Source organism: Neisseria sp. HMSC074B07 (assembly GCF_001810355.1).
GTDB lineage: Bacteria > Pseudomonadota > Gammaproteobacteria > Burkholderiales > Neisseriaceae > Neisseria.
Genome location: NZ_KV800949.1, coordinates 1 through 20,947 on the forward strand (window position 1 = coordinate 1; position 20,947 = coordinate 20,947).

The following is a 20,947-nucleotide window of genomic DNA, read 5'->3' on the forward strand; positions in this document are numbered from 1 at the left end:
TTGGGGGCCAGTTCAGTTTTCAGACGACCTTTTTCTTAATGGATGCCTAGTTTTGTCCGGGCTTGATGACTTTGACTCCCTGCTCTGTACCCAAAATCAACACATCCGCGGCGTTGCGGGCGAAGATGCCGTTTTCGAGAACGCCGGTGATGCGGTTAATTTCGTCTTCCATAGTCAGCGGACGGTCGATATGCAAGTCATAGACATCGATAATTTGGTTGCCGTGGAAGGTGGTGTAGTTCAGGCGTAATTCAGGCTGTCCGCCCATTGCCAAAAGTTTGCGCGACACCAGCGAACGCGCGCCGGGCAACACTTCTACGGGCAGCGGGAATTTACCCAAACGCGAAACATATTTGCTCTCGTCGGCGATACAGATGAATTTGTCGGACGCGCTGGCGACAACTTTTTCGTTCAGATGCGCGCCGCCGCCGCCTTTAATCATTTGCAGCATATGGTTCACTTCGTCCGCGCCGTCAACATAGACAGCCAGCCCCATCACATCGTTCAGCGATACTTCAGGGATGTCGTATTGCGCCATCAATTCGCTGGACTTTTTAGAAGTCGAAACCGCGCCTTTGATTTTTTTGCCGCTTTTGCCCAACGCTTCGATAAACATATTGACGGTCGAGCCGGAACCGATGCCGATGTATTCGTTTTCGGGTACGAATTCCACCGCTTTCTCGGCGGCAATGCGCTTCAATTCGTCTTGAGTAGCCATGATTTCTCCTTAATGGGATGTCGGTTGATGGGCATATGTTAACATTTTCATGCCATTTGTGCTTGCCTGCTTACGCTTTTTCCAGCAACACCGCCGCCTGCGCTTCGATGGCTTCCATGCGTCCCAGATAGCCGAGTTTTTCGTTGGTTTTGCCTTTGATATTGACACAGGTCGTCTGAATCCCCAAATCGGCGGCAATGTTGGCGCGCATGGCGGGAATGTGCGGCGCGAGTTTGGGCTTTTGGGCGATGATGGTCGTGTCCACATTCACAACGCGCCAGCCCAATGCCTGCACGCTTTGATACGCTTCGCGCAACAATACGCGGCTGTCGGCATCTTTAAACTCGGCGGCAGTATCGGGAAAATGGCTGCCGATGTCGCCCAGACCCGCCGCGCCAAGTAAAGCGTCAGTAATCGCGTGCAAAAGCGCGTCGGCATCGGAATGGCCGAGCAGGCCTTTTTCAAACGGGATGTTTACGCCGCCGAGTATCAAATCGCGGCCTTCGACGAGTTGGTGGACATCGTAGCCTTGTCCGATGCGGATATTCATGTTTTGTCCTTTTTTCAATGTTGGGTCGTCTGAAAAACGGGTTTCAGACGGCCTGCAACAACAGCCTTACAATCAATTCATCCTGCGGCAGCGTCAGCTTCAAATTGCGCGTATCGCCCTGCACCAGCAGCGGCTGCACACCCAGCTTTTCCACTGCCGACGCTTCGTCTGTAATATCGCTCAAATCCTCTGCCGACAAAGCACGGTGCAATAAGGCCGTCTGAAAAAGCTGTGGGGTTTGCGCCTGCCATAATCCGGCGCGGGAAACGGTTTCGCCGATATGTTTTTTACCATCGGCGCGTTTGAGCGTATCGGCAACGGGTATTGCCAAAATGCCGCCCTGCTCTTGCCCGCCCGCTTCTTCAATCAGACGGGTCAACGCTTCGGGCGGCAGGCAGCACCGGGCGGCATCGTGAACGAGAATGTTGTCCTGCTCCGCCGCCAAACCTTGCGCCAACAATGCGGATACGCCGTTGCGCACCGTTTCGGCACGGCTTGCTCCGCCTACACGAAATACGCATGTTTTGCTGGAAGGGGTCGTCTGAAACGTTTGGTCTTCGGGCGATACGATAACGGCAATCAAATCGATGGCAGGATGGTTTTCAAAAATGGCTATCGTATGCTGCAACACGGTTTTGCCGTTGATTTCAACGTATTGCTTGGGCTTTCCCGCCCCAAAGCGCGTTCCGATACCGGCAGCGGGAATCAGGGCGATATGGCGACGCGTCATGCTTCGGCTCCGGCTGCTTCGGCTTTGCGCCACAGACAGGCTTCGCCCAAACCGTCCAGATATTGTTCGTGTGCGGCGAGTTCCTCTGCGTTGGCTTTGATAACCTTCAAATGAGCCGGACGCTTGGTTTCGGCAATAATGACCGGTTTGACTTCCTCGTCTTCTTCTTTTTCGCCGCCCATTAAATCAAACTGCTGGCGCGTCATGGCGAGATAAACCTCACCCAAAAGCTCGCAGTCAATCAACGCGCCGTGCAGCACGCGCTTGCTGCGGTCGACAGAAAGGCGGTTGCACAAAGCATCCAAACTGGCTTTCTGACCGGGGAACATTTCCCGCGCCATCGCCAGCGTGTCGGTCACGGTACAGCCAAGCTCCTCAATGGAAGGCAGTCCCATACGGCGGAATTCCATGTTCAGGAAGCCGACGTCAAACTTGGCATTGTGGATAATCAACTCGGCATCGCGTATAAAATCGGCAATCTGCCGCCCTACTTCGGCAAACGGCGGCGCGTTTTTCTCTTCCAAAACCTCAATGGTCAAGCCGTGCACCTTTGCTGCTTCTTCAGGCATGTCGCGCTCGGGATGAACGTATAAATGAAGGTTGTTGCCGGTTATTTGGCGGTTGATCATTTCCAGACCGGCAAACTCGACCAAGCGGTCGCCGCCTTCGGCATAAAGGCCCGTGGTTTCGGTATCAAGGATAATCTGGCGTTTGCTCATAGGAATCTTCTGTATAGCGCTCATTGATAAAATGCCTTGAATCATACGCAAGGCTGCTACAAATGTATAGTCGGTAAAGCTCAGGGCCTATGTATTTGAATACAATATTTCTTAGGGCATGAATACTGCCCCGACAAGAGATTTTGCTGACAATTTTTCAAACGTATTGATCTTTACATTCCCTCTAAGGCTCATTTTCTCTAAATTCCGAGTAAATCACTCAAGTTTTATCAATTTCAAAAAATTAATTTCTATAAAAATCATTATCTTATTACCCATTCTCATAATAATAACAATTATCATTTGCAAATTTTGAAATTATCCGTATAATGCATTCCATCGAAACGAAATCAACGCGCCACAGAACGAAAGGAGAAGAAAATGCCTGAAAATATTTTCCAGCAAGTCTCTCTCGACATTCTGAGACTGCACCAACATACCATCCGCTCTCTTTTGGCAACCCAGTGTTGCGATGATTGTGAAGTACATGATGCCGTATATGTTACGCTCGATGGTCGTTATTATGTTTGGCTTCCCTGCATGGGTAAATCGGAGCAGCCGCAAACCGGCATCCTCCTGATTGAAGATGAAGACAGCCATTCCCGTTTAAGCTGGGTCGCCAGCACTCGGGAGGTCAAACAAAAAGACAGTTTGTACAGCCGCGTCGTTTCCGTTTTACAACGCAAAATGCAGAAGGCAAAAGAAAAGTTTATTCATGCGTCTGATGCCCGTTTGCTTGAACTGACACCGCAGCAAGGTCGCTTGACGACCAAAAGCAAAGATTTGTCGCTTTCACCCTATGATTTGATGAAGGCACTTTATCCGGCAACCCATCAACGTCAATTAGAGGAGTTCGCCCTGTAACAGTTTTGGTAGTGGTTTGTGTTCCTTTTGCGCCCCTTAAAATTAAAGGGGCGATTTTTTTGCCTACAACTCAACATGGCTTCTATCAAACCAATCAAAAAAGGTCGTCTGAAATCGGATTCAAACTTCAAATCCGGTTTCAGACGACCTTTTGTCTATTGCCGTTTATTTGCCTGCTTCAGATGAAGACAGATTTTCCGGCAACATGTCCTGCTCGTCAAAATCAGGCTCAGGCTCGTTTTGCAACACCTTGCCATTCAATTTCAATTCGTTGTTTTGCAGGGTCAGATGGGTTTTGATGTTGTTTTCTTCCAAAGTCAGGTATTGCTCCTGCGCCATGCTTTTCACAGTGCTGTCCACCATCAGACGCAGCGTTTCATTGATGTCCTCAATTCCTGCGCGTCCGGCTTCTTCATCCTCGGCATTGACGCTAAACAGGCTGCGCGCTTGGTTGATTGCCATCTGCTCCAACAGTTTTTTCGGAACGCTCACATTGAAATCGGCATGGGTTTTTTTCAACATTTCGCTGAGGCTGTTCAAATCTTTTGCCACCAAGCCTTTAAAGGCTAGTTTACCGCTGACATCCACTTGACCTTGCGGCATGATGAATTTGAATGTCTTGACATTCAGCACCGGATCATTGGTGAATAAACCCGAAGCTTCGTTTTTGGCGGTTTGGAGCAAGGCGTTTTGGATCTCTTCCTCGCTCATTTTCTTATTGGCGACTTCGGCAAGCTTGGATTTCAAAGCCTGCAAACTTTTGCCGTCCAAATGCTCTGCTGCCACATTGATATCCAACGGACCATATTTATCTTCGCCATAAACCAGCTCTTCAAATTGGAACCGTCCTTCGCTGTTGATAAACTTATCAACTTCGTTGGTATTGGTATCAAATTTCAGTTTGCTGACTTCGATTTTGGAAGGCGCGATACTGCCGGTCGGATTGACAAATGCCCCGATCTGCAGATTGGTCACAAGGTTGATCAGCTCGTTCAGCTTGACGTTGTAATCAATATTTTCTTTCCATTGCAGCAGGAATTTATCCAAAGTAATGCTGCTTTTACCCAAGGAAAGCTTGTTGAGTCCGTCTGAAGTTTCAGATTGGAAATGTAGGTTTTCCATCGAAACATCGCCCTTGTCCGCCAGCTTGAGCTGCAAAGACGGAGCGGTATAATCATGACGGTAGCTTTGGAAATCTTTTTCGTAATCGGTGTTGCCGCTCAAGCCTTTCCAGCTGAGCTTGATGCCGGACAACTCTTCATAGTCGAAAGCCGGAACGCTGAGTTGAAGCTTGCCGCTTCCACCGAAATAAATCGTATTGCTCATGGTCAACGGAGCTTGTTGGCCAAAGAAGCGAGACAATACTTTTTCGGTTTCCGGATGGTATTTAAACTCTGTTTCCACATGAGCCTGAGTACCGAAACCGCCAGCAAATGGACCATGGCTGATATGATTCACAACCGTAATCGGCTCTTGCAAGACGGTTTTCAGATTATCGGGCAGATATTGCTGGGTATTTTGAAGCAATGTCGGTTTCAGGCGTATGACCGTAGTTTCGGTCGCACCGAACCAGCCCCGATCATATTGGTGGGATTCTACGGTTAAAAAACCTGATTCCTGCAACAGCTTTTGCTGTGCAGTCAAGGTTTCTTCTGCTTTGATGCCGAAGTAGTAAGGCGCACCGAGGCCGGCGGCGATGGCTACGGCTACGGTCGAAATAAGATACTTTTTCATTGCTACAAACAGATAGGTTGAAAGCGATAAGAATAGCATTTTTTGACCGATTTGTCTTTTGGGTAGCTTAGGCGGTACAAATTAGTCCATATTTGGTACTTTCCCATCCTCATGAACCAGCTGCTTATGTTCCATTATCCCAAGCGTTCTGATTTATAATCGGGTCGTCTGAAAACCTGCCCACTACCACCCGCCCCATGACCACGGACTTCGACATCCCCTTATTCCTCAAAAACCTGCCCAACCTGCCCGGCGTATACCGTTTTTTCGACGAAGGCGGCAACGTTTTATACGTCGGCAAAGCGGTCAACCTCAAGCGGCGCGTGTCCGGCTATTTCCAGAAAAACGACCATTCCCCGCGCATCGCATTGATGGTGAAACAGGTTCACCACATCGAAACCACCATCACCCGTTCCGAAGCCGAAGCCCTGATTCTCGAAAACAACTTCATCAAAGCCCTGTCGCCCAAATACAATATCCTTTTCCGCGACGACAAAAGCTATCCCTACCTCATGCTCAGCGGACATCAATATCCGCAAATGGCGTATTACCGCGGCACGTTGAAAAAACCGAACCAATACTTCGGCCCGTATCCCAACAGCAACGCCGTGCGCGACAGCATCCAAGTCCTGCAAAAAGTCTTCATGCTGCGCACCTGCGAAGACAGCGTGTTCGAACACCGCGACCGCCCCTGCCTGCTGTACCAAATCAAACGCTGCACCGCGCCCTGCGTCGGACACATCAGCGAAGAAGACTACCGCGACAGCGTGCGCCAAGCCGCCACCTTCCTCAACGGTAAAACCGACGAACTGACCCGTACTCTGCAACACAAAATGCAGACCGCCGCCGCCAACCTGCAATTTGAAGAAGCCGCCCGCTACCGCGACCAAATCCAAGCGCTCGGCATCATGCAGAGCAACCAGTTCATCGACAGCAAAAACCCGAACAATCCTAACGACATCGACCTGCTTGCGCTCGCCGTTTCAGACGGCCTCGTCTGCGTACATTGGGTCAGCATACGCGGCGGGCGGCACGTCGGTGACAAAAGCTTTTTCCCCGACACTAAAAACGATCCCGAACCAAACGGACAAGACTACGCCGAAGCCTTCGTCGCCCAACATTATCTGGGCAAAAGCAAACCCGACATCATCATCAGCAACTTCCCCGTCCCCGACGCATTGAAAGAAGCCCTAGAGGGTGAGCACGGCAAACAAATGCAGTTCGTGACCAAAACCATAGGCGAACGCAAAGTCTGGTTGAAAATGGCGGAACAAAACGCACAAATGGCGATTGCCCAACGCCGCCTGCAACAAAGCAGCCAGCAACACCGCATCGACGAGTTGGCAAAAATCCTGAACATGAATTCAGACGACCTCAACCGCCTCGAATGCTTCGACATCAGCCACACCCAAGGCGAAGCCACCATCGCCTCCTGCGTCGTGTACGACGAACAAAACATCCAACCCTCGCAATACCGCCGCTACAACATCACCACCGCCAAACCCGGCGACGACTACGCCGCCATGCGCGAAGTCCTCACCCGCCGCTACGGCAAAATGCAGGAGGCCGAAGCCAACGGCGAGACCGTCAAATGGCCCGATGTCGTATTGATTGACGGCGGCAAAGGACAAATCGGCGTCGCCGTGTCCGTATGGGAGGAACTCGGGCTGCACATCCCCTTGGTCGGCATCGCCAAAGGCCCCGAACGCAAGGCCGGCATGGAAGAACTCATCCTCCCGTTCACCGGCGAGACCTTCCGCCTGCTGCCCAACAGCCCCGCCCTGCACCTCCTGCAAACCGTGCGCGACGAATCGCACCGCTTCGCCATCACGGGCCACCGCAAAAAACGCGACAAAGCCCGCGTTACCTCATCCCTCAGCGACATCCCCGGCGTAGGCAGCAAACGCCGCCAAGCCCTGCTCACCCGCTTCGGCGGCCTGCGCGGCGTCGTTGCCGCCAGCAAAGAAGATTTGGAACAAGTCGAAGGCATCAGCAAGGCATTGGCGGAAACCATTTACGAGCATCTGCATTAAACGATGGGATGAATAAAGCAAGAGGTCGTCTGAAAAGTTTTCAGACGACCTCTTGTTATTTTCTATACCACATCAAAAACAATATTTTTTTAAAACCTTATTAGGAACATATTGATAAATATCCCGAAATTCTTTCTTTACCGCGCCTGAAGCAGGATTCAGCTTCTCATTCCGCACCAATTTTATTTTATCTTTGGTTACTTCCGACAACGATGCAGCGGTATAGCGGTATTCCCGATGCGAACCTGCCGTCAAACGGTCTCGGGTAAATTCATACTGATATTTATCCTGTCCCGTTTCCCCATAAAAATCAACATCCATCCTGCAACGTCCTTGCGGTTGTGCAAACAATACCAACCCGCTTCCCTCCGGACTCAATTCAAAATCCGTCAAATCCCTTTCATAAACTTTTTTCCATTGGGAATGATGACTTTGAGCAGCAAGCAAACCCGAGCTCAAACATAAAACTGAAACCAATAAACCCTTAGCGACATTCATACGATTACACCTAAATTTGAAGAGCCTATTATTAAAGCTAAGAACTGAAAATAATACAACTGGGTTTCAATCGACTCAATCCCGCTCATCAAACAAGCCGACATCGAACAAATCCGGCTCACTCATCCGAACGCGGCAATCAACCTTAATGTCCTCATTTACCCGACAGCAACACGGCAGAATCTCGCCGGGTGCGACAAACGCCAGCGGGAAATCGTCGTAGGACACCCTGCCGTCTAATATTTTGACGCGGCAGGAACCGCAATAACCACTGCGGCACTGGTATTCGACCTCGTGACCGGTGCGCTCCAAGCCCTCCAATAAGGTTTCGCCTTCTTGAAGCTCGAAGGTTTTATCGTGTGTATTGATAAGTGCCATTGTTATCTGTTTAAGCGGAAAAGGCCGTCTGCACGGTGTAACTGAAATCTTTGATTTCGTTTCTACACCTGTTCAGACGACCTCTGATGATGGAAATGCGGAAAAACCGCCGAGTTTGATTACAGTTCGAAATCGCCCAAATCGTCCGCGCTGACTTCCGAATCGATCTGACCGATTAAGTAAGAAGAAATTTCCACTTCCTGCGGCGCAACCTGTACGTTGTCGGACGACAGCCACGCGTTAATCCACGGAATCGGGTTTTGGGTGGCACCTTCGAATCCGGCGGGCAAACCGACCGCCTGCATACGCAGGTTGGTGATGTATTCGACGTATTGCGCCAAAATTTCCTTGTTCAGACCAATCATCGAACCGTCTTTAAACAGATAGGCCGCCCATTCTTTTTCCTGCTCTGCCGCTTTTTTGAAGAGTTTGAAACATTCGTCCTGCAATTCGACGGCGATTTCCGCCATTTCAGGATCGTCGGCACCGGCGCGCATCAGGTTGAGCATATGCTGGGTACTGGTCAGGTGCAGGGCTTCGTCGCGGGCGATCAGTTTGATGATTTTGGCGTTGCCTTCCATCAACTCGCGCTCGGCAAAAGCAAACGAGCAGGCGAATGAAACGTAGAAACGGATGGCTTCCAACACATTGACGCACATCAGGCAAAGATAGAGTTTTTTCTTCAACTCGCGCAAAGACACGGTAACGAGCTTGCCGCCGACATTGTGCGTCCCTTCGCCCAACAGGTTGTAATACTGGGTATATTCGATTAAATCATCGTAATAACAGGCGATATCTTCGGCGCGGGCAATGATGTATTCGTTCTGCACGATGTCGTCGAACACGACCGACGGATCGTTGACGATATTGCGGATAATGTGGGTGTAGCTGCGCGAGTGGATGGTTTCGCTGAAGCTCCACGTTTCAATCCAAGTTTCCAGCTCGGGAATCGACACCAAAGGCAACAAGGCAACGTTCGGACTGCGACCTTGGATGGAATCGAGCAAGGTTTGGTATTTCAGATTGCTGATAAAAATGTGTTTTTCGTGTTCGGGCAAGTTGGCGTAGTCGATACGGTCGCGCGACACATCGATTTCTTCCGGCCGCCAGAAGAAAGACAGTTGTTTTTCAATCAGTTTTTCAAATACTTCGTATTTCTGCTGGTCATAACGGGCAACATTAACAGGCTGACCAAAAAACATCGGCTCTTTAAGCGCGTCGTTTTTGGTTTTGGAAAAGGTGCTGTATGACATGACTAGGTGTTCGCAGGACATTTAACTTTCCTTTGATTAAAATATTACTACTGCAATACTTTAAATAATAAAATTAAATAGCAATTCTAAGACATTTAGTTCATTTTTTATTTTTATCATTATTAACACTATCAAATATTGCCTTTGTCGAACTTCCTTGATTAACAGGATTAAAACTCTCTTGAACTACTCTTACATTTGAAGGCTGAATATTAGCCTGAGTTTTTCGAGTATTCTGAGAAATAGGATTCGATGCTCTAGCCATAGGAGGACCAGGAGGAATTGATTTTTTGTCAGACATTATCAAACGCTTTCTATCATTTTTATAATAAATAAAAATATACAACTCAAAACCGCAAAGACAATAAACAATCTTATTTCTTTGGGTACAGAACTGAGTTTTTGCTGCTTCTTCTCAATAGAGTCTTCTATAAAGTTTATCGCTTCTTGGAAAGAATTGATTAAACATTTTTTATAAAATAGAGAATTCTCTTCAGAAGTTTCATTTAGTTTAGATTCCAAATCAAAAATTCTTCGACTTTCTACGAAAGACAAGCTATTCAATAAATTATTAATTACTATAGAAGCAAATAAGGCAGTTAAAGCACAAGTAATAATAAATATTATTGATAACAAACTAGTAAAGTCTAATGGATTAATATGGAAACGAAGTCCATTAATTAATGCACTTGATACTACAGAAAAAAAACCAGCAATAAAAATAGACACTACAATCAGATATTTATTTGCCTTTTCATCAACATCTTTGAGAGTATTAATATAAAGCAGATACTCTTGCTGCAAAGTAGTTAATGTAATATTGTATTTTTCAAACCAATCATTATCTGAATTGAATTGTTTTTGACTATCTGATTTATCATCTTCCATAAATTTCCCTTAAATCTTACAAGCCCCGCCCGCACAGCCGTCATCCTGAATATCAGTCTGCGTATCGTCCGCGCCGTCGCGGGTGTTGTGGTAGTACAGGGTTTTAACGCCGTATTTGTAGGCGGTCAGCAAGTCTTTGAGCATTTGTTTCATGGAAACTTTGTTGCCTTCAAATTTGCCCGGGTCATAGGCGGTATTGGCGGAAATCGCCTGATCGACGAATTTTTGCATCACGCCGACAAGTTTCAGGTAACCTTCGTTGCCCGGAAGCTGCCACAGGGTTTCGTAGGCGTCTTTCAGAGTTTCAAATTCCGGCACGACTTGTTTCAGGATACCGTCTTTCGATGCTTTAACCGTTACCAATCCGCGCGGCGGCTCGATGCCGTTGGTGGCGTTCGCGATTTGCGAACTGGTTTCAGACGGCATGAGTGCGGTCAGGGTGGAGTTGCGCAGACCGTATTTGACGATGTCGGCGCGCAGGCTTTCCCAGTCGCATAACAGTGGTTCACTGCACACGGCATCCAAGTCTTTTTTGTAGGTGTCGATAGGCAGTTTGCCTTGCGAATAAACGGTTTGGTTGAACAGCGGGCATGCACCGTATTCTTTGGCAAGGTTTACCGATGCTTTGAGCAGGTAATACTGCATGGCTTCAAAGGTGCGGTGGGTCAGGCCGAGTGCGGAATCATCGCTGTAACGGACGCCGTTTTTCGCCAGATAGTAGGCGTAGTTGATGACACCGATGCCGAGGGTGCGGCGGTTCATGGTCGCGGTGCGGGCGGCTTCAACCGGATAGTCTTGATAATCCAGTAAGGCATCGAGTGCGCGCACGGTCAAATCGGCAAGCCCTTCCAGCTCGTCCAAGCTGTTTAATGCGCCCAAGTTGAAGGCGGACAAGGTGCACAGGGCGATTTCGCCGTTCGGGTCGTTGATGTTGTCCAGCGGTTTGGTCGGCAGGGCGATTTCCATGCACAAGTTGGACTGGTGCACGGGCGCGACACGCGGGTCAAACGGGCTGTGCGTGTTGCAGTGGTCAACGTTTTGGATGTAGATGCGTCCCGTTCCGGCGCGTTCCTGCATCAGCGTGGAGAACAAATCGGTAGCCGACAAGGTGCGTTTGCGGATGTTCGGGTCTTGCTCGTATTTCGTGTAGAGACGCTCGAATTCGTCTTGATCGGCAAAGAAAGCGTCGTACAGGCCGGGAACTTCGTTGGGCGAGAACAGCGTGATGTTGCCGCCTTTAATCAGGCGGGTGTACAGCAGGCGGTTGATTTGTACGCCGTAATCAAGCTGGCGGATGCGGTTGTCTTCGACGCCGCGGTTGTTTTTCAACACCAACAGGCTTTCGGCTTCGATATGCCACAAGGGATAGAACAAAGTTGCCGCGCCGCCGCGCACGCCGCCTTGCGAGCAGGATTTAACCGCCGCTTGGAACATTTTGAAAAACGGAATGCAGCCGGTATGTTGCGCTTCGCCGCCGCGGATTTCACTACCCAAACCGCGGATACGTCCGGCGTTGATGCCGATACCCGCGCGTTGGGAAACGTATTTCACAATCGCGCTGGTGGTGGCGTTGATGGAGTCGAGGCTGTCGTCGCATTCAATTAATACGCAGCTTGAGAACTGGCGCGTAGGCGTGCGCACGCCACTCATAATCGGGGTCGGCAACGATACTTTAAACGTAGAAACGGCGTCGTAAAAACGTTTGACGTAATCCAAGCGCGTCTCTTTCGGGTATTTGCTGAAGAGACACATCGCTACCAAAATGTATAAAAACTGCGGCGTTTCATAAATCTGGCGGGTAACTCGGTTCTGCACCAGATATTTGCCTTCGAGCTGCTTCACGGCGGCATACGAGAAGGTCATGTCGCGGCTGTGGTCGATATAGACGTTCAGCTCGTCAAACTCTTCGCGGCTGTAATCTTCGATGATGTGGCGGTCGTATTTACCCGCATCGGTGAGTTTTTTAACGTGGTCAAAGAGATGCGGCGGTTCGAACTCGCCGTAAGCGATTTTGCGCAGGTGGAAAATCGCCAAACGCGCGGCGAGATATTGATAGTCGGGCGTATCCTGCGAAATCAGGTCGGCAGCCGCCTTGATGATGGTTTCGTGGATGTCGTCGGTGCGGATGCCGTTGTAAAACTGGATGTGCGATTTGAGCTCGACTTGCGATACGGAAACGTTTTTCAAGCCTTCCGCCGCCCAAGTAACGACGCGGTGGATTTTGTCTAAGTCGAGATTTTCCAAACGTCCGTCGCGCTTGGTTACTTTCAAATCAGTCGGTGCATTCATCGTGAGCTTTCTCCATCCTGAAACACAAGATACAGTATGTATTAATATCGAGTGGCACAATATAGTGTATTTTTCGTCGCTTATCCAGTCTTGACAAGGCCGCTGTTTTGAAATCGTGCTTTTCCCAATTTTCTTTCAGACGACCTCTTTCCCTATGATTCAAGCCTTACCGCAAAGATGCGTTTTTTAGCATCAAAACCCTCATTCTGCTATGCGCTTATGAAATAAGGCAAATTCGGATTTATGTTAAATTTTGAAAATAAACAGCATGACAACGAATGACATATGCAACACAAGGTCGTCTGAAACGTGATAATTCATGTAGTTTATTATTTTCTCTGTTTGATAATATGTAATGGAAGATGGGTTTCGTCAAAATGCTTTAAATACCCCGCTTGCTTTTTCAGACGACCCATCCTGCCAAATTTCCTTTTTACAAAAGCCATGAATATAATGAAATGCACCCTTTAAATAAACAGGAGTCCGCCATGTTATTGAGAAAAAGCCTTCTGCCCGCCCTATCTGCAGCACTGATACTGGGTTTTGCAACCCAACCTGCCGATGCAGCCGCCCACAAACACCATAAGCCCCACCACACTCAAACCCAAGCCAAACAAAGCAAACTGCATCCTGTCTGCAAAAAATATCTTGACCGTCGAGCTGCATGGTATAAATCCAAAGGCAACAAAGCCGAGCTGAAAGAAAACATCAAAGCCCGGAAAGCCTTCCGCCAACTGCCCTATAAAGAACAACGCATCCAATGCCAAGCGGCTTATGAAGCATTTGATGATTTCGACCACGGCAAATTCCGTCGCTAAAACGGATAAAGGTCGTCTGAAAAAAACAAACTGCACCCAAAAGTTGGATATTCCATCCAAACATACGGGTGCAGTTTTTATGACCAAAGTTACGCTTCAAATAACAAACCGCATCCCATTATTTATACAGTCTCGCAAGACAAACTGGTGGGACAATACGCAAATGGAGAGCTTCTTTGCGGTATTAAACGAAATGCTCCTACCGTTCAGAAGAATTGACGGTGGACGAATATGATTGTATGGATTACTGCATCTGGGAGCGTTACAGTTTGAAAGTGAAAAAAGCTGGGCCCTGTCGTATACAGAACCCAGCTTATATAGAGCGCCTAAATAGGGTTTTATGAACGTCCAAGATTTGGACGCAGCCCAGTTTTTCAGACGACCTTTTGACTGTTAAGCAAGTTTGATTCGGAAAATTAACGCTCGCTCAATGCCTGTTTCATACGGGTAATCGGTTTGATCAGGTATTGGAAGATGGTTTTTTCACCGGTTTTAATGTCCACTGTGGCAACCATGCCCGGAATAATCGGCATGTCTTTACCGTTTTTGTCTTTCAGGGCGTTGTTCTCAGTTTGGACGATGACTCGGTAGTAAACTTGGTTGGGATCGAGCTTCAGATCGTTGGCACGGCTTTGCATGGAGTTGCTGACGGTATCTGCGCCGACAAGGGTAACTTTGCCTTCCAATCCGCCGTAGATGGAGTAGTCATATGCGCTGACTTTGACCAGTGCAGGCTGTCCTGCGCGAACGAAGGCGATGTCTTGCGGACGGATATAGGCTTCGACAAGGAGTTTGTCATCAACAGGGACGATTTGCATGATTTCTTCGCCCGGGTTGACTACGCCGCCGATAGTATTGATTTTGATGTTTTTGACGATGCCGCGCATGGGGGAGCGGATTTGGGAGCGGTCAACCGGGTCGGCGCGCATTGCCATGTTTTCTTTGGATTGCGCCAGCTCGGATTCGGATTGCACGAGTTCGTTGTTGGCATCTGTTCTGTAACGGTTGCGGCGTTCGGCAATTTGCAGGGTCAGATCGCTGGATTCGCGGCGCATTTTGAGGAGTTCGACTTCGGACATGACGCCTTGTGCCACCATAGGTGCAGTAATGGCGATTTCGCGGTCAAGCGCCGCTTTGCTTTGTACCAGGCTTTGTACGGCATCGGTCATGGCTTGGCGGCGGGCGTTATATGCGGCGGTTTCGCGGCGGCGGAGTTCGGGGCTGACGCTGTTGGGGAACGTGAGTTTGCCGCCGTAAGCTTCGGCTTTCAGGCGGGCGATGGTGGCCTCGAGGTTTTGGACTTTGGCCTCGCTCTCGCGCAATACGGCAAGGCTGCGCGTATCGTCGAGCTTCAGCAGGATTTGGTCTTTTTCGACCAAATCGCCTTCTTTAACCATCATTTGGGTAATGACACCGGCGTCCAGGCTTTGGATGACTTGTTCGCGGCTGCTGGGGATGACGTTGCCGTTGCCGCGGGTTACTTCTTCGACGGTGCTGTTGTATGCCCATACGACAAAGACGACGAGCAGCAGGAAAAACAGGATGATGACCCAAAATTGGCCGCTGTGTTTTTCTTTTTGCAAGGCTGCATTCAAATCGTTAATGAGATGCAGGTCTTTGGATTTAACGTTGTTTTCGCTCATAATGATGAATCTTCGGTATCTGTTTGTTGTTTTCAAAGAGGTCGTCTGAAACGCTTTCTGCTTGTGTTTTCAGACGACCTTTTCCCTTTTCGTCATGCTTGCGCCGCTTCGCCGGGACGTTGGTTTTCCTGCGCTTGTTGTGCTGCTTTGACTTTGTTTTGCTCGTTTTGCATCAGTTTTTGCAACACTAAATCGCGCGGGCCGTCCATAACGACTTTGCCGTTTTCCATTACGATGATGCGGTTAACGATTTGTAGCACTTGTGGACGGTGGGTGACCAAGAGCATGGTGCGGTTGCGTCCCCAGTGGGCAATCGCGTTCAATGCCATGCGTTCGGTACCTTGGTCGAGGCTGGTTGTCGGTTCATCCAAAAGAACCACTTTGGGGTCGCGCAGCGTCATGCGTGCTAGGGCGATGATTTGTTTTTGACCGCCGGACAGACCCAAGCCGTCTTCACCCAAAGGCATATCCAAGCCTCTCGGGTGGTTGCGGATGATTTGGTCCAGACCGAAACGTTTGAGTGCAGTCAGTAGGTCTTGGTCGGTCGAGTAGCTGTCGGTACGCGCCAAATCCATGTTTTCGCGCAATGTACCCAAGAAAAGGCGTGGAGATTGGCTGAACAGGAGGACTTGGTTACGCAGGAAATTCGGATCAAGTTGGCGCATATCGACGCCGTCGAGGGTTACGTTGCCTTTTTCGGTATCGTACAGACCGCTCGCCAGTTTCAGCATGGTACTTTTACCGCTGCCGATACGTCCGAGGATACCGACTTTTTCACCGGGTCGGATGTTGATACGCAACTCGTCAACTGCGTTGTTGCTTTCGTTTTTGTATTTGAACGTTACGTTTTCAAAGGCGATATTGCCTTGAACGTTATCCAAGGTAATGTATTTGCGTTCGGGGCTGCGTTCGATCGGACGGGAAACAATGTCGTTCACGCCTCTTAACGCTAGCTTCGCCTGTTGGAAGCGGGTAGCAAGGCCGGCAACTTGGGCCAACGGCGCCAACGCGCGGCCGGACAGGATGACGGAGGCAATCAGCGCACCCATGGTAATCCGTTCCGCATGGTTGTCGGCATGAATCAGATAGGTACCGACAACGACCAAAAAGACAGTATTGAGCTGCTGCATGGCAACGGCGAAGTTGACCATGAAGTTGCTGGTATCTTTTACTTTGATGGATGAAGCGGAGGTTTTGGCGGTGTACTCGTCCCAGCGTTGTTGCGCCCATGAAGTCGCGTTGTTGGTTTTCAGGGTTTCGATGCCTTCGATGGCTTCTACGGCAAGGCCTGAACGTTGCGAGCTTTCTTTCATGGATTCGTTAATGTGGCGCGACAAGGGGCGCTGGACGATGAAGCCGACAATGACGACAATCGGAATAATCGCCAAAGGAACCAATGCCAGTTTGCCGCCGACTATCGAAATAACAAAGATAAACAGCAACAAGAACGGCAAGTCCACCAAAGTCAACAGGCTCGCGCTGGTCATGAATTCGCGTACGGATTCAAATTCGCGCAGGTTGTTGGCGTATGAGCCGGACGAAGCGGGACGGTCGGCAAGGCGCAATGCCATCACGCGGCGGAACAAGGCAGAGCTGATAATCAGGTCGGCCTTTTTACCGGCGATGTCGGTCAAATGGCCGCGTATCATCTTGGCGGCAAATTCGAACAAAATGGCGAGGACAACGCCGATACTCAAAACCCACAGGGTTTCATAGGCTTGGTTGGGAATGACGCGGTCGTACACGTTCATGACATACAACGAGCTGACCAAGGCGAGGAAGTTGATGATGACAGTCGCCAAAATCACTTGATAGTAATAGCTGCGGAAACGCCAAATGACTTTCCAAAACCATGCTTTGGGAAGGTGGTATTCAGGCAGTTCGGAACGCGTGTCCGCTGCCATTTTGGGCTTGATAAACCAGCAGTAACCCAGATACAGACCGGAAAGCTGGTCATGATCAAGCTGCTGCTCCAAGCCATCTACCTGACGGATATGATATTTTCTGTTTCGACCCGAACCTTCGATATTAGTAATAACGGCAGCCTCTTCGTTGTGAAGAATGATCATCACAGGAACGGCAAGCGATGGAATGTCTTCCAGATTGCGCTTGGACAATGTATTTTCAAAGCCGTGGCTGCGCAAGACTTCGACGAGGGAATGATAGTTAACATTGAGTTTTTTATCCCGCACCACCTCTGCCGTCAGCGCGGCTTCTGACACAGGCGCCCCTAAGAGACGGGTAACCAACACAATATGTTCAATAATTGCTTTCATGATAATTCGCGTAATGAGTAATGATGTTAAGATTTTATGTTATTGCTTCAAGCCTGCCCAATTCGCCATTTGCGCCTGCGCAGCCAGATAATCCAACGCGGCATCGCGGAAGTCATTGCGCGCCGAAATGTTTTCCTGCTCAATGCTGGACAATTCGTTGTATGCGCCCAAAACGTCGGTCAGCGTGCGGCGGGCGATTTTAAATTGCAGCTCGTAAGTTTTAACCACGTCCTTTTGGGCGGCAATATGTTGCGCGGCAATATCAGCACGGCGTTCGCTCTCGCGCATGTCGATTTCGGCGGTTTGGGTTTTTTCGGTGATATCGCGCATAATCTGCTCGGATTTCGATTCGGCGGCAATCAGTGCATCGGCATTTTTCTGCACATTATGGCGCGCGGCAACGTCCAAGACATTCCATGCCACATTTAAATAAAGCTGTCTGTTGTCGCGGTTCGCATTACCTTCCAGATTCACGGCGGGCAGGCGTTCTGCTTTGGAAACGTCCAAATCTGCCTTCACGCTGTCGCGTTCTGCCACCTGCGCCCGATAGGAAGGATTGGTATTGTTATCGGCGGTTTTGAAACGGCGGACCAATGATTCCGCGCTGTCGTTGGCAAACGGATCTTCCAAATCCTCTGCCGTCAACTGCTGTCCGGTGTAGCGGGACAAACGGCTCAACGCCAACTCCATCGTACGTTGTTGTTGCGCGATGGATGACTCGACCTGCAACAGGCGCGCACGCGCTTCAATGAGTTCGGAACGGCGGCCGCTGTCGTATTTCACAATAATGTTCAAATCCTTCAGAAGATTATTGTGTCGGACCAAGCTCTGACGGTTGATGCGCAGGATTTCTTTCGCGCGCAATGCGGTCAAATAGAGTTTGCCGATGTCGCTGCCCAGACGTTCCTGATTTTCGAAATAACGATGATGGTAGTATTGCTCTCTGTTTTTATCGCGCCGTACTGCCGCATTGATGGCGCCCCATGAATATACATTCAAAGTTCCGCGTATGCCGACACCGTCATTCATATCGTTGCTGGAATATTTGTTTTTCTGCGCCAAAACTTTGGTACCCGTCAGCGTCAATACGGGATAATGGCGCGCACGGGTAGCCTTCGTCGTACTTTTGGCCGAATCTTCGGTTGCTTTCGCTTCCTTCACAATCGGGTCGGACACCATGGCATCCCTTAAAATAGCCTGCAAAGGATAAGCCTGCGCCATTGCCGCGCATACTGCCGCGCACACCGCGGCAGCAATTTGTCCGGTGCGGAAAACGGATGTCTTGGGACGATTCAAAAAAGATTTTTTCTTCATATTATTCACAACAATACGGTTCGTCATTTATCAGATTGGCAGAGGGGTTGCCTGTTGCAAATCAATTCTTTGAGCATATTATCATTAATCGGAATCCCTGTTTTCAGATTGCGATAAAAGGTAGTTATCTGCTCCTGAAAGTAACACAGATGATATTCCTACCATTGCTAAATCACGACACCGTATTAAAAACGAGCAAAAGGTCGTCTGAAAACGACCTCCTGTTTACAGATGTCCGCTAATGATTTGCAACATTTGCGCCAGCACTTTCGGATTGGCTGCCACAATATCGCCGCTTTCCAGCCAGCCTTCATTGCCGGACATATCGGTAACGATACCGCCGGCTTCCTGCACAATCAGCGCGCCTGCGGCAATATCCCAAGGTTTGAGGTTGAACTCGAAGAAACCGTCCAAACGGCCGGCCGCCACGGCGCACAAATCCAACGAAGCCGCGCCTTCTCTGCGGCCTCCGGCCATTTTTGCCAAAAAGTCTTTCAAAATAGCCAGATACTTGTCCATCATGCTTTGGTCGACAACAGGGAAGCCGGTACCGATCAAGCAGCGGTTCAACTCAATGAGGGAAGAAACGCGGATACGGCGGTCGTTGAGCAACGCGCCTTTTCCGCGCGAAGCCATGTAAACATCGTTGCGTTCAGGTGCGTACACCAAAGCTTCCTGCAACACGCCTTTGTGCAGCAGCGCCATAGAAATCGCGTATTGGGGATGGCCGTGTAAGAAGTTGGTCGTGCCGTCGAGCGGATCGATAATCCATTCGTATTCTGCGGAGGCTTTGCCGTGAGAACCGCCTTCTTCGCAAGTGATTTTGTGATGCGGATAGGCTTCTTTAAGCGCTTCCACCAAAATCATCTCGGAATTGCGGTCAACGTCGGAAACGAAGTCGTTGAATGCCTTGCTGTCAACTTTGACGGCATCCAGATTGCCGCTTGCGCGGATCATCATCTGCCCGGCTTTACGGGCGGCTTTGAAAGCGGTATTTAAAAACGGATTCATGGGTTTTCTTTCTAAATCAGGTAAAATACCGTCCGGCGCATCTGCACCGAACGCAACGTTTGTACGTTTCCGACGTTGTTAAAGAACATTTCAGACGACCTCTAAAGGCGAAAGGTCGTCTGAAAACAAAAAGATGGCGTATTATACCCGATTCCCGAACAAACCGAAAACAAAACATGACTTCAGCCAAGCCCGAATTGCCCGACTATCTCGGCAACATCCGCATCATCCTCACCCGCACCAGCCATCCTGCTAATATCGGCTCTGCAGCCCGCGCCATGAAAACCATGGGGCTGCATAAACTCACCATTGTCGCCCCGAATTTGATGTCCACGCCGATGACCGGGCAACCGCCCGTTTTCAACCCCGAAAACCCGCAAGATTTCCAACTGCCGGAGGAAAGTTTCATCCTCGCTTCCGGCGCGGCAGACGTATTGCACAACGCCGTAATTGCCGCCACACTCGACGAAGCCCTCGCCGACACCACGCTCGCCTGCGCCCTTACCAGCCGCCGCCGCGAAATCACCGCGCCGCTGCAAACCCCGCGCGAACTGGTTCCCGAATTATTGCAGGCGGCACAACGGGGAGAACAAGTTGCCCTCGTCTTCGGCAACGAAACCTTTGGCTTGAGCATCGAAGAAGTGCAGGCATGCAACCGTCTGATGACCATCAACGGCAACCCCGACTATTTCTCGCTCAACCTCGCCCAAGCCGTTCAGGTCGTGTGTTACGAAATCTTCAGTCAGACCGATATACCCATGACCCACCTGCAACAGGAAGACCACGCCGCCACCCACGAGCAAATCAAAGGCATGGTCGCCCACATGGAAAGCGTCATGGACGATATAGGCTTCTTCAACCGTCGCAACAGCGAACGCCTGATGCGCCGTATGCAAAGCCTGTTCGGCCGCGCTAACACGCAAACCGAAGACATCGACATCCTGCGCGGCTTTTTCAATACCGTCAGCCATCGCTTGAAGAAGAAAGACTGAAAAAGGTCGTCTGAAAAATAAAACTGCACCCTAAAAGTCAGACATACCATCCAGCTTCGGGTGCAGTTTTAAGACCAAATATATAGTGGATTAAATTTAAATCAGGATAAGGCGACGAAGCCGCAGACAGTACAGATAGTACAGAACCGATTCACTTTGGTGCTTCAGCACCTTAGAGGAATCGTTCTCTTTGAACTAAGGCGAGGTAACGCCGTCGGTTTAAAGTTAAGCCACTATAT

General features: G+C 49.6%; 19 protein-coding genes. 4 read left to right on the forward strand and 15 right to left on the reverse strand.

Going from position 1 to position 20,947, the window contains the following annotated elements:
• Positions 1–46: 46 nt before the first annotated feature.
• The 4 genes from rpiA to dnaQ form a co-directional block, all read right to left on the reverse strand.
• Positions 47–718, reverse strand: coding sequence for a ribose-5-phosphate isomerase RpiA (rpiA, locus tag HMPREF2726_RS07725; protein WP_003756885.1), 672 nt, complete (start codon positions 716–718; stop codon positions 47–49).
• Between the two features lie 70 nt (positions 719–788).
• Positions 789–1,268 carry a 2-C-methyl-D-erythritol 2,4-cyclodiphosphate synthase gene (gene ispF / locus HMPREF2726_RS07730; protein ID WP_045073373.1) on the reverse strand — a complete coding sequence of 160 codons (480 nt, stop codon included), beginning with the start codon at positions 1,266–1,268 and terminating at the stop codon, positions 789–791.
• A gap of 43 nt (positions 1,269–1,311) precedes the next feature.
• On the reverse strand, positions 1,312–1,998 hold the full coding sequence (ispD, locus tag HMPREF2726_RS07735) for a 2-C-methyl-D-erythritol 4-phosphate cytidylyltransferase (RefSeq protein ID WP_070602883.1): 687 nt from the start codon (positions 1,996–1,998) through the stop codon (positions 1,312–1,314).
• Entirely contained in the window at positions 1,995–2,717 is a 723-nt protein-coding gene (gene dnaQ, locus HMPREF2726_RS07740) for a DNA polymerase III subunit epsilon (protein WP_070602885.1), read from the reverse strand. Before dnaQ ends, ispD begins: the two co-directional genes overlap by 4 nt.
• A 381-nt stretch (positions 2,718–3,098) precedes the next feature.
• Here dnaQ and HMPREF2726_RS07745 point away from each other — a divergent pair, with 381 nt between their 5' ends.
• The gene (locus HMPREF2726_RS07745) at positions 3,099–3,581 is read left to right on the forward strand and encodes an NGO0322 family iron-responsive protein (protein ID WP_009311747.1); all 483 of its coding nucleotides are present in this window, start codon (positions 3,099–3,101) and stop codon (positions 3,579–3,581) included.
• Between the two features lie 165 nt (positions 3,582–3,746).
• On the opposite strand, the gene HMPREF2726_RS07750 is transcribed toward HMPREF2726_RS07745, so the two are convergent.
• The gene (locus tag HMPREF2726_RS07750) at positions 3,747–5,315 is read right to left on the reverse strand and encodes a YdgA family protein (RefSeq protein WP_070602910.1); all 1,569 of its coding nucleotides are present in this window, start codon (positions 5,313–5,315) and stop codon (positions 3,747–3,749) included.
• 197 nt (positions 5,316–5,512) lie between these two features.
• Between HMPREF2726_RS07750 and uvrC the strand changes: the two genes are divergently transcribed.
• Positions 5,513–7,348 (forward strand): excinuclease ABC subunit UvrC, encoded by a 1,836-nt coding sequence (gene uvrC, locus HMPREF2726_RS07755; protein ID WP_070602887.1) that lies wholly within the window; start codon positions 5,513–5,515, stop codon positions 7,346–7,348.
• A 72-nt stretch (positions 7,349–7,420) separates the two neighbouring features.
• On the opposite strand, the gene HMPREF2726_RS07760 is transcribed toward uvrC, so the two are convergent.
• From HMPREF2726_RS07760 to nrdA, 6 genes are all read right to left on the reverse strand, one after another.
• Complete coding sequence (locus HMPREF2726_RS07760; RefSeq protein ID WP_070602889.1) at positions 7,421–7,846, reverse strand: hypothetical protein; 426 nt, start codon at positions 7,844–7,846, stop codon at positions 7,421–7,423.
• Positions 7,847–7,921: 75 nt separating this feature from the next.
• A complete protein-coding gene (yfaE, locus tag HMPREF2726_RS07765) occupies positions 7,922–8,224 on the reverse strand; it encodes a class I ribonucleotide reductase maintenance protein YfaE (protein ID WP_009311751.1) in 303 nt (100 codons plus the stop codon).
• A gap of 119 nt (positions 8,225–8,343) precedes the next feature.
• On the reverse strand, positions 8,344–9,477 hold the full coding sequence (gene nrdB, locus HMPREF2726_RS07770) for a class Ia ribonucleoside-diphosphate reductase subunit beta (protein WP_036529320.1): 1,134 nt from the start codon (positions 9,475–9,477) through the stop codon (positions 8,344–8,346).
• 100 nt (positions 9,478–9,577) lie between these two features.
• Positions 9,578–9,778, reverse strand: coding sequence for a hypothetical protein (locus HMPREF2726_RS13870; RefSeq protein ID WP_148132494.1), 201 nt, complete (start codon positions 9,776–9,778; stop codon positions 9,578–9,580).
• A gap of 2 nt (positions 9,779–9,780) precedes the next feature.
• The gene (locus HMPREF2726_RS07775; protein ID WP_009311752.1) at positions 9,781–10,365 is read right to left on the reverse strand and encodes a hypothetical protein; all 585 of its coding nucleotides are present in this window, start codon (positions 10,363–10,365) and stop codon (positions 9,781–9,783) included.
• Positions 10,366–10,374: 9 nt separating this feature from the next.
• Positions 10,375–12,654: a class 1a ribonucleoside-diphosphate reductase subunit alpha gene (gene nrdA / locus HMPREF2726_RS07780; protein ID WP_049224758.1), complete on the reverse strand. Its 2,280-nt coding sequence runs from the start codon at positions 12,652–12,654 to the stop codon at positions 10,375–10,377.
• Positions 12,655–13,142: 488 nt separating this feature from the next.
• Between nrdA and HMPREF2726_RS07785 the strand changes: the two genes are divergently transcribed.
• Positions 13,143–13,472, forward strand: a complete 330-nt coding sequence (locus HMPREF2726_RS07785; protein ID WP_070602891.1) for a stress response protein — start codon at positions 13,143–13,145, stop codon at positions 13,470–13,472.
• 416 nt (positions 13,473–13,888) lie between these two features.
• Here the strand turns inward: HMPREF2726_RS07785 and HMPREF2726_RS07790 are convergent, their stop codons facing one another.
• The 4 genes from HMPREF2726_RS07790 to HMPREF2726_RS07805 all read right to left on the reverse strand — a co-directional run bounded on the left by HMPREF2726_RS07790 (position 13,889) and on the right by HMPREF2726_RS07805 (position 19,716).
• Positions 13,889–15,115: an HlyD family type I secretion periplasmic adaptor subunit gene (locus HMPREF2726_RS07790; RefSeq protein WP_003756845.1), complete on the reverse strand. Its 1,227-nt coding sequence runs from the start codon at positions 15,113–15,115 to the stop codon at positions 13,889–13,891.
• Positions 15,116–15,207: 92 nt separating this feature from the next.
• Complete coding sequence (locus tag HMPREF2726_RS07795; protein WP_003767962.1) at positions 15,208–17,391, reverse strand: type I secretion system permease/ATPase; 2,184 nt, start codon at positions 17,389–17,391, stop codon at positions 15,208–15,210.
• A 39-nt stretch (positions 17,392–17,430) separates the two neighbouring features.
• Entirely contained in the window at positions 17,431–18,732 is a 1,302-nt protein-coding gene (locus HMPREF2726_RS07800) for a TolC family protein (protein WP_009311754.1), read from the reverse strand.
• A 198-nt stretch (positions 18,733–18,930) separates the two neighbouring features.
• Positions 18,931–19,716 (reverse strand): inositol monophosphatase family protein, encoded by a 786-nt coding sequence (locus HMPREF2726_RS07805; RefSeq protein ID WP_070602893.1) that lies wholly within the window; start codon positions 19,714–19,716, stop codon positions 18,931–18,933.
• A gap of 176 nt (positions 19,717–19,892) precedes the next feature.
• Here HMPREF2726_RS07805 and HMPREF2726_RS07810 point away from each other — a divergent pair, with 176 nt between their 5' ends.
• Positions 19,893–20,708, forward strand: a complete 816-nt coding sequence (locus HMPREF2726_RS07810) for an RNA methyltransferase (RefSeq protein ID WP_070602895.1) — start codon at positions 19,893–19,895, stop codon at positions 20,706–20,708.
• The last annotated feature ends 239 nt before the right edge of the window (positions 20,709–20,947 follow it).

Excerpts from the sequence above, each read along its gene's own strand:
- HMPREF2726_RS07775 (WP_009311752.1), bottom strand. The coding sequence starts at position 10,365 with ATGGAAGATGATAAATCAGATAGTCAAAAACAATTCAATTCAGATAAT.
- uvrC (WP_070602887.1), top strand. The coding sequence starts at position 5,513 with ATGACCACGGACTTCGACATCCCCTTATTCCTCAAAAACCTGCCCAAC.
- HMPREF2726_RS07750 (WP_070602910.1), bottom strand. The coding sequence starts at position 5,315 with ATGAAAAAGTATCTTATTTCGACCGTAGCCGTAGCCATCGCCGCCGGC.
- HMPREF2726_RS07810 (WP_070602895.1), top strand. The coding sequence starts at position 19,893 with ATGACTTCAGCCAAGCCCGAATTGCCCGACTATCTCGGCAACATCCGC.
- yfaE (WP_009311751.1), bottom strand. The coding sequence starts at position 8,224 with ATGGCACTTATCAATACACACGATAAAACCTTCGAGCTTCAAGAAGGC.
- HMPREF2726_RS07745 (WP_009311747.1), top strand. The coding sequence starts at position 3,099 with ATGCCTGAAAATATTTTCCAGCAAGTCTCTCTCGACATTCTGAGACTG.
- rpiA (WP_003756885.1), bottom strand. The coding sequence starts at position 718 with ATGGCTACTCAAGACGAATTGAAGCGCATTGCCGCCGAGAAAGCGGTG.
- HMPREF2726_RS13870 (WP_148132494.1), bottom strand. The coding sequence starts at position 9,778 with ATGTCTGACAAAAAATCAATTCCTCCTGGTCCTCCTATGGCTAGAGCA.
- ispF (WP_045073373.1), bottom strand. The coding sequence starts at position 1,268 with ATGAATATCCGCATCGGACAAGGCTACGATGTCCACCAACTCGTCGAA.
- nrdA (WP_049224758.1), bottom strand. The coding sequence starts at position 12,654 with ATGAATGCACCGACTGATTTGAAAGTAACCAAGCGCGACGGACGTTTG.
- HMPREF2726_RS07790 (WP_003756845.1), bottom strand. The coding sequence starts at position 15,115 with ATGAGCGAAAACAACGTTAAATCCAAAGACCTGCATCTCATTAACGAT.
- HMPREF2726_RS07795 (WP_003767962.1), bottom strand. The coding sequence starts at position 17,391 with ATGAAAGCAATTATTGAACATATTGTGTTGGTTACCCGTCTCTTAGGG.
- HMPREF2726_RS07760 (WP_070602889.1), bottom strand. The coding sequence starts at position 7,846 with ATGAATGTCGCTAAGGGTTTATTGGTTTCAGTTTTATGTTTGAGCTCG.
- HMPREF2726_RS07785 (WP_070602891.1), top strand. The coding sequence starts at position 13,143 with ATGTTATTGAGAAAAAGCCTTCTGCCCGCCCTATCTGCAGCACTGATA.
- nrdB (WP_036529320.1), bottom strand. The coding sequence starts at position 9,477 with ATGTCATACAGCACCTTTTCCAAAACCAAAAACGACGCGCTTAAAGAG.
- HMPREF2726_RS07805 (WP_070602893.1), bottom strand. The coding sequence starts at position 19,716 with ATGAATCCGTTTTTAAATACCGCTTTCAAAGCCGCCCGTAAAGCCGGG.
- dnaQ (WP_070602885.1), bottom strand. The coding sequence starts at position 2,717 with ATGAGCAAACGCCAGATTATCCTTGATACCGAAACCACGGGCCTTTAT.
- ispD (WP_070602883.1), bottom strand. The coding sequence starts at position 1,998 with ATGACGCGTCGCCATATCGCCCTGATTCCCGCTGCCGGTATCGGAACG.
- HMPREF2726_RS07800 (WP_009311754.1), bottom strand. The coding sequence starts at position 18,732 with ATGACGAACCGTATTGTTGTGAATAATATGAAGAAAAAATCTTTTTTG.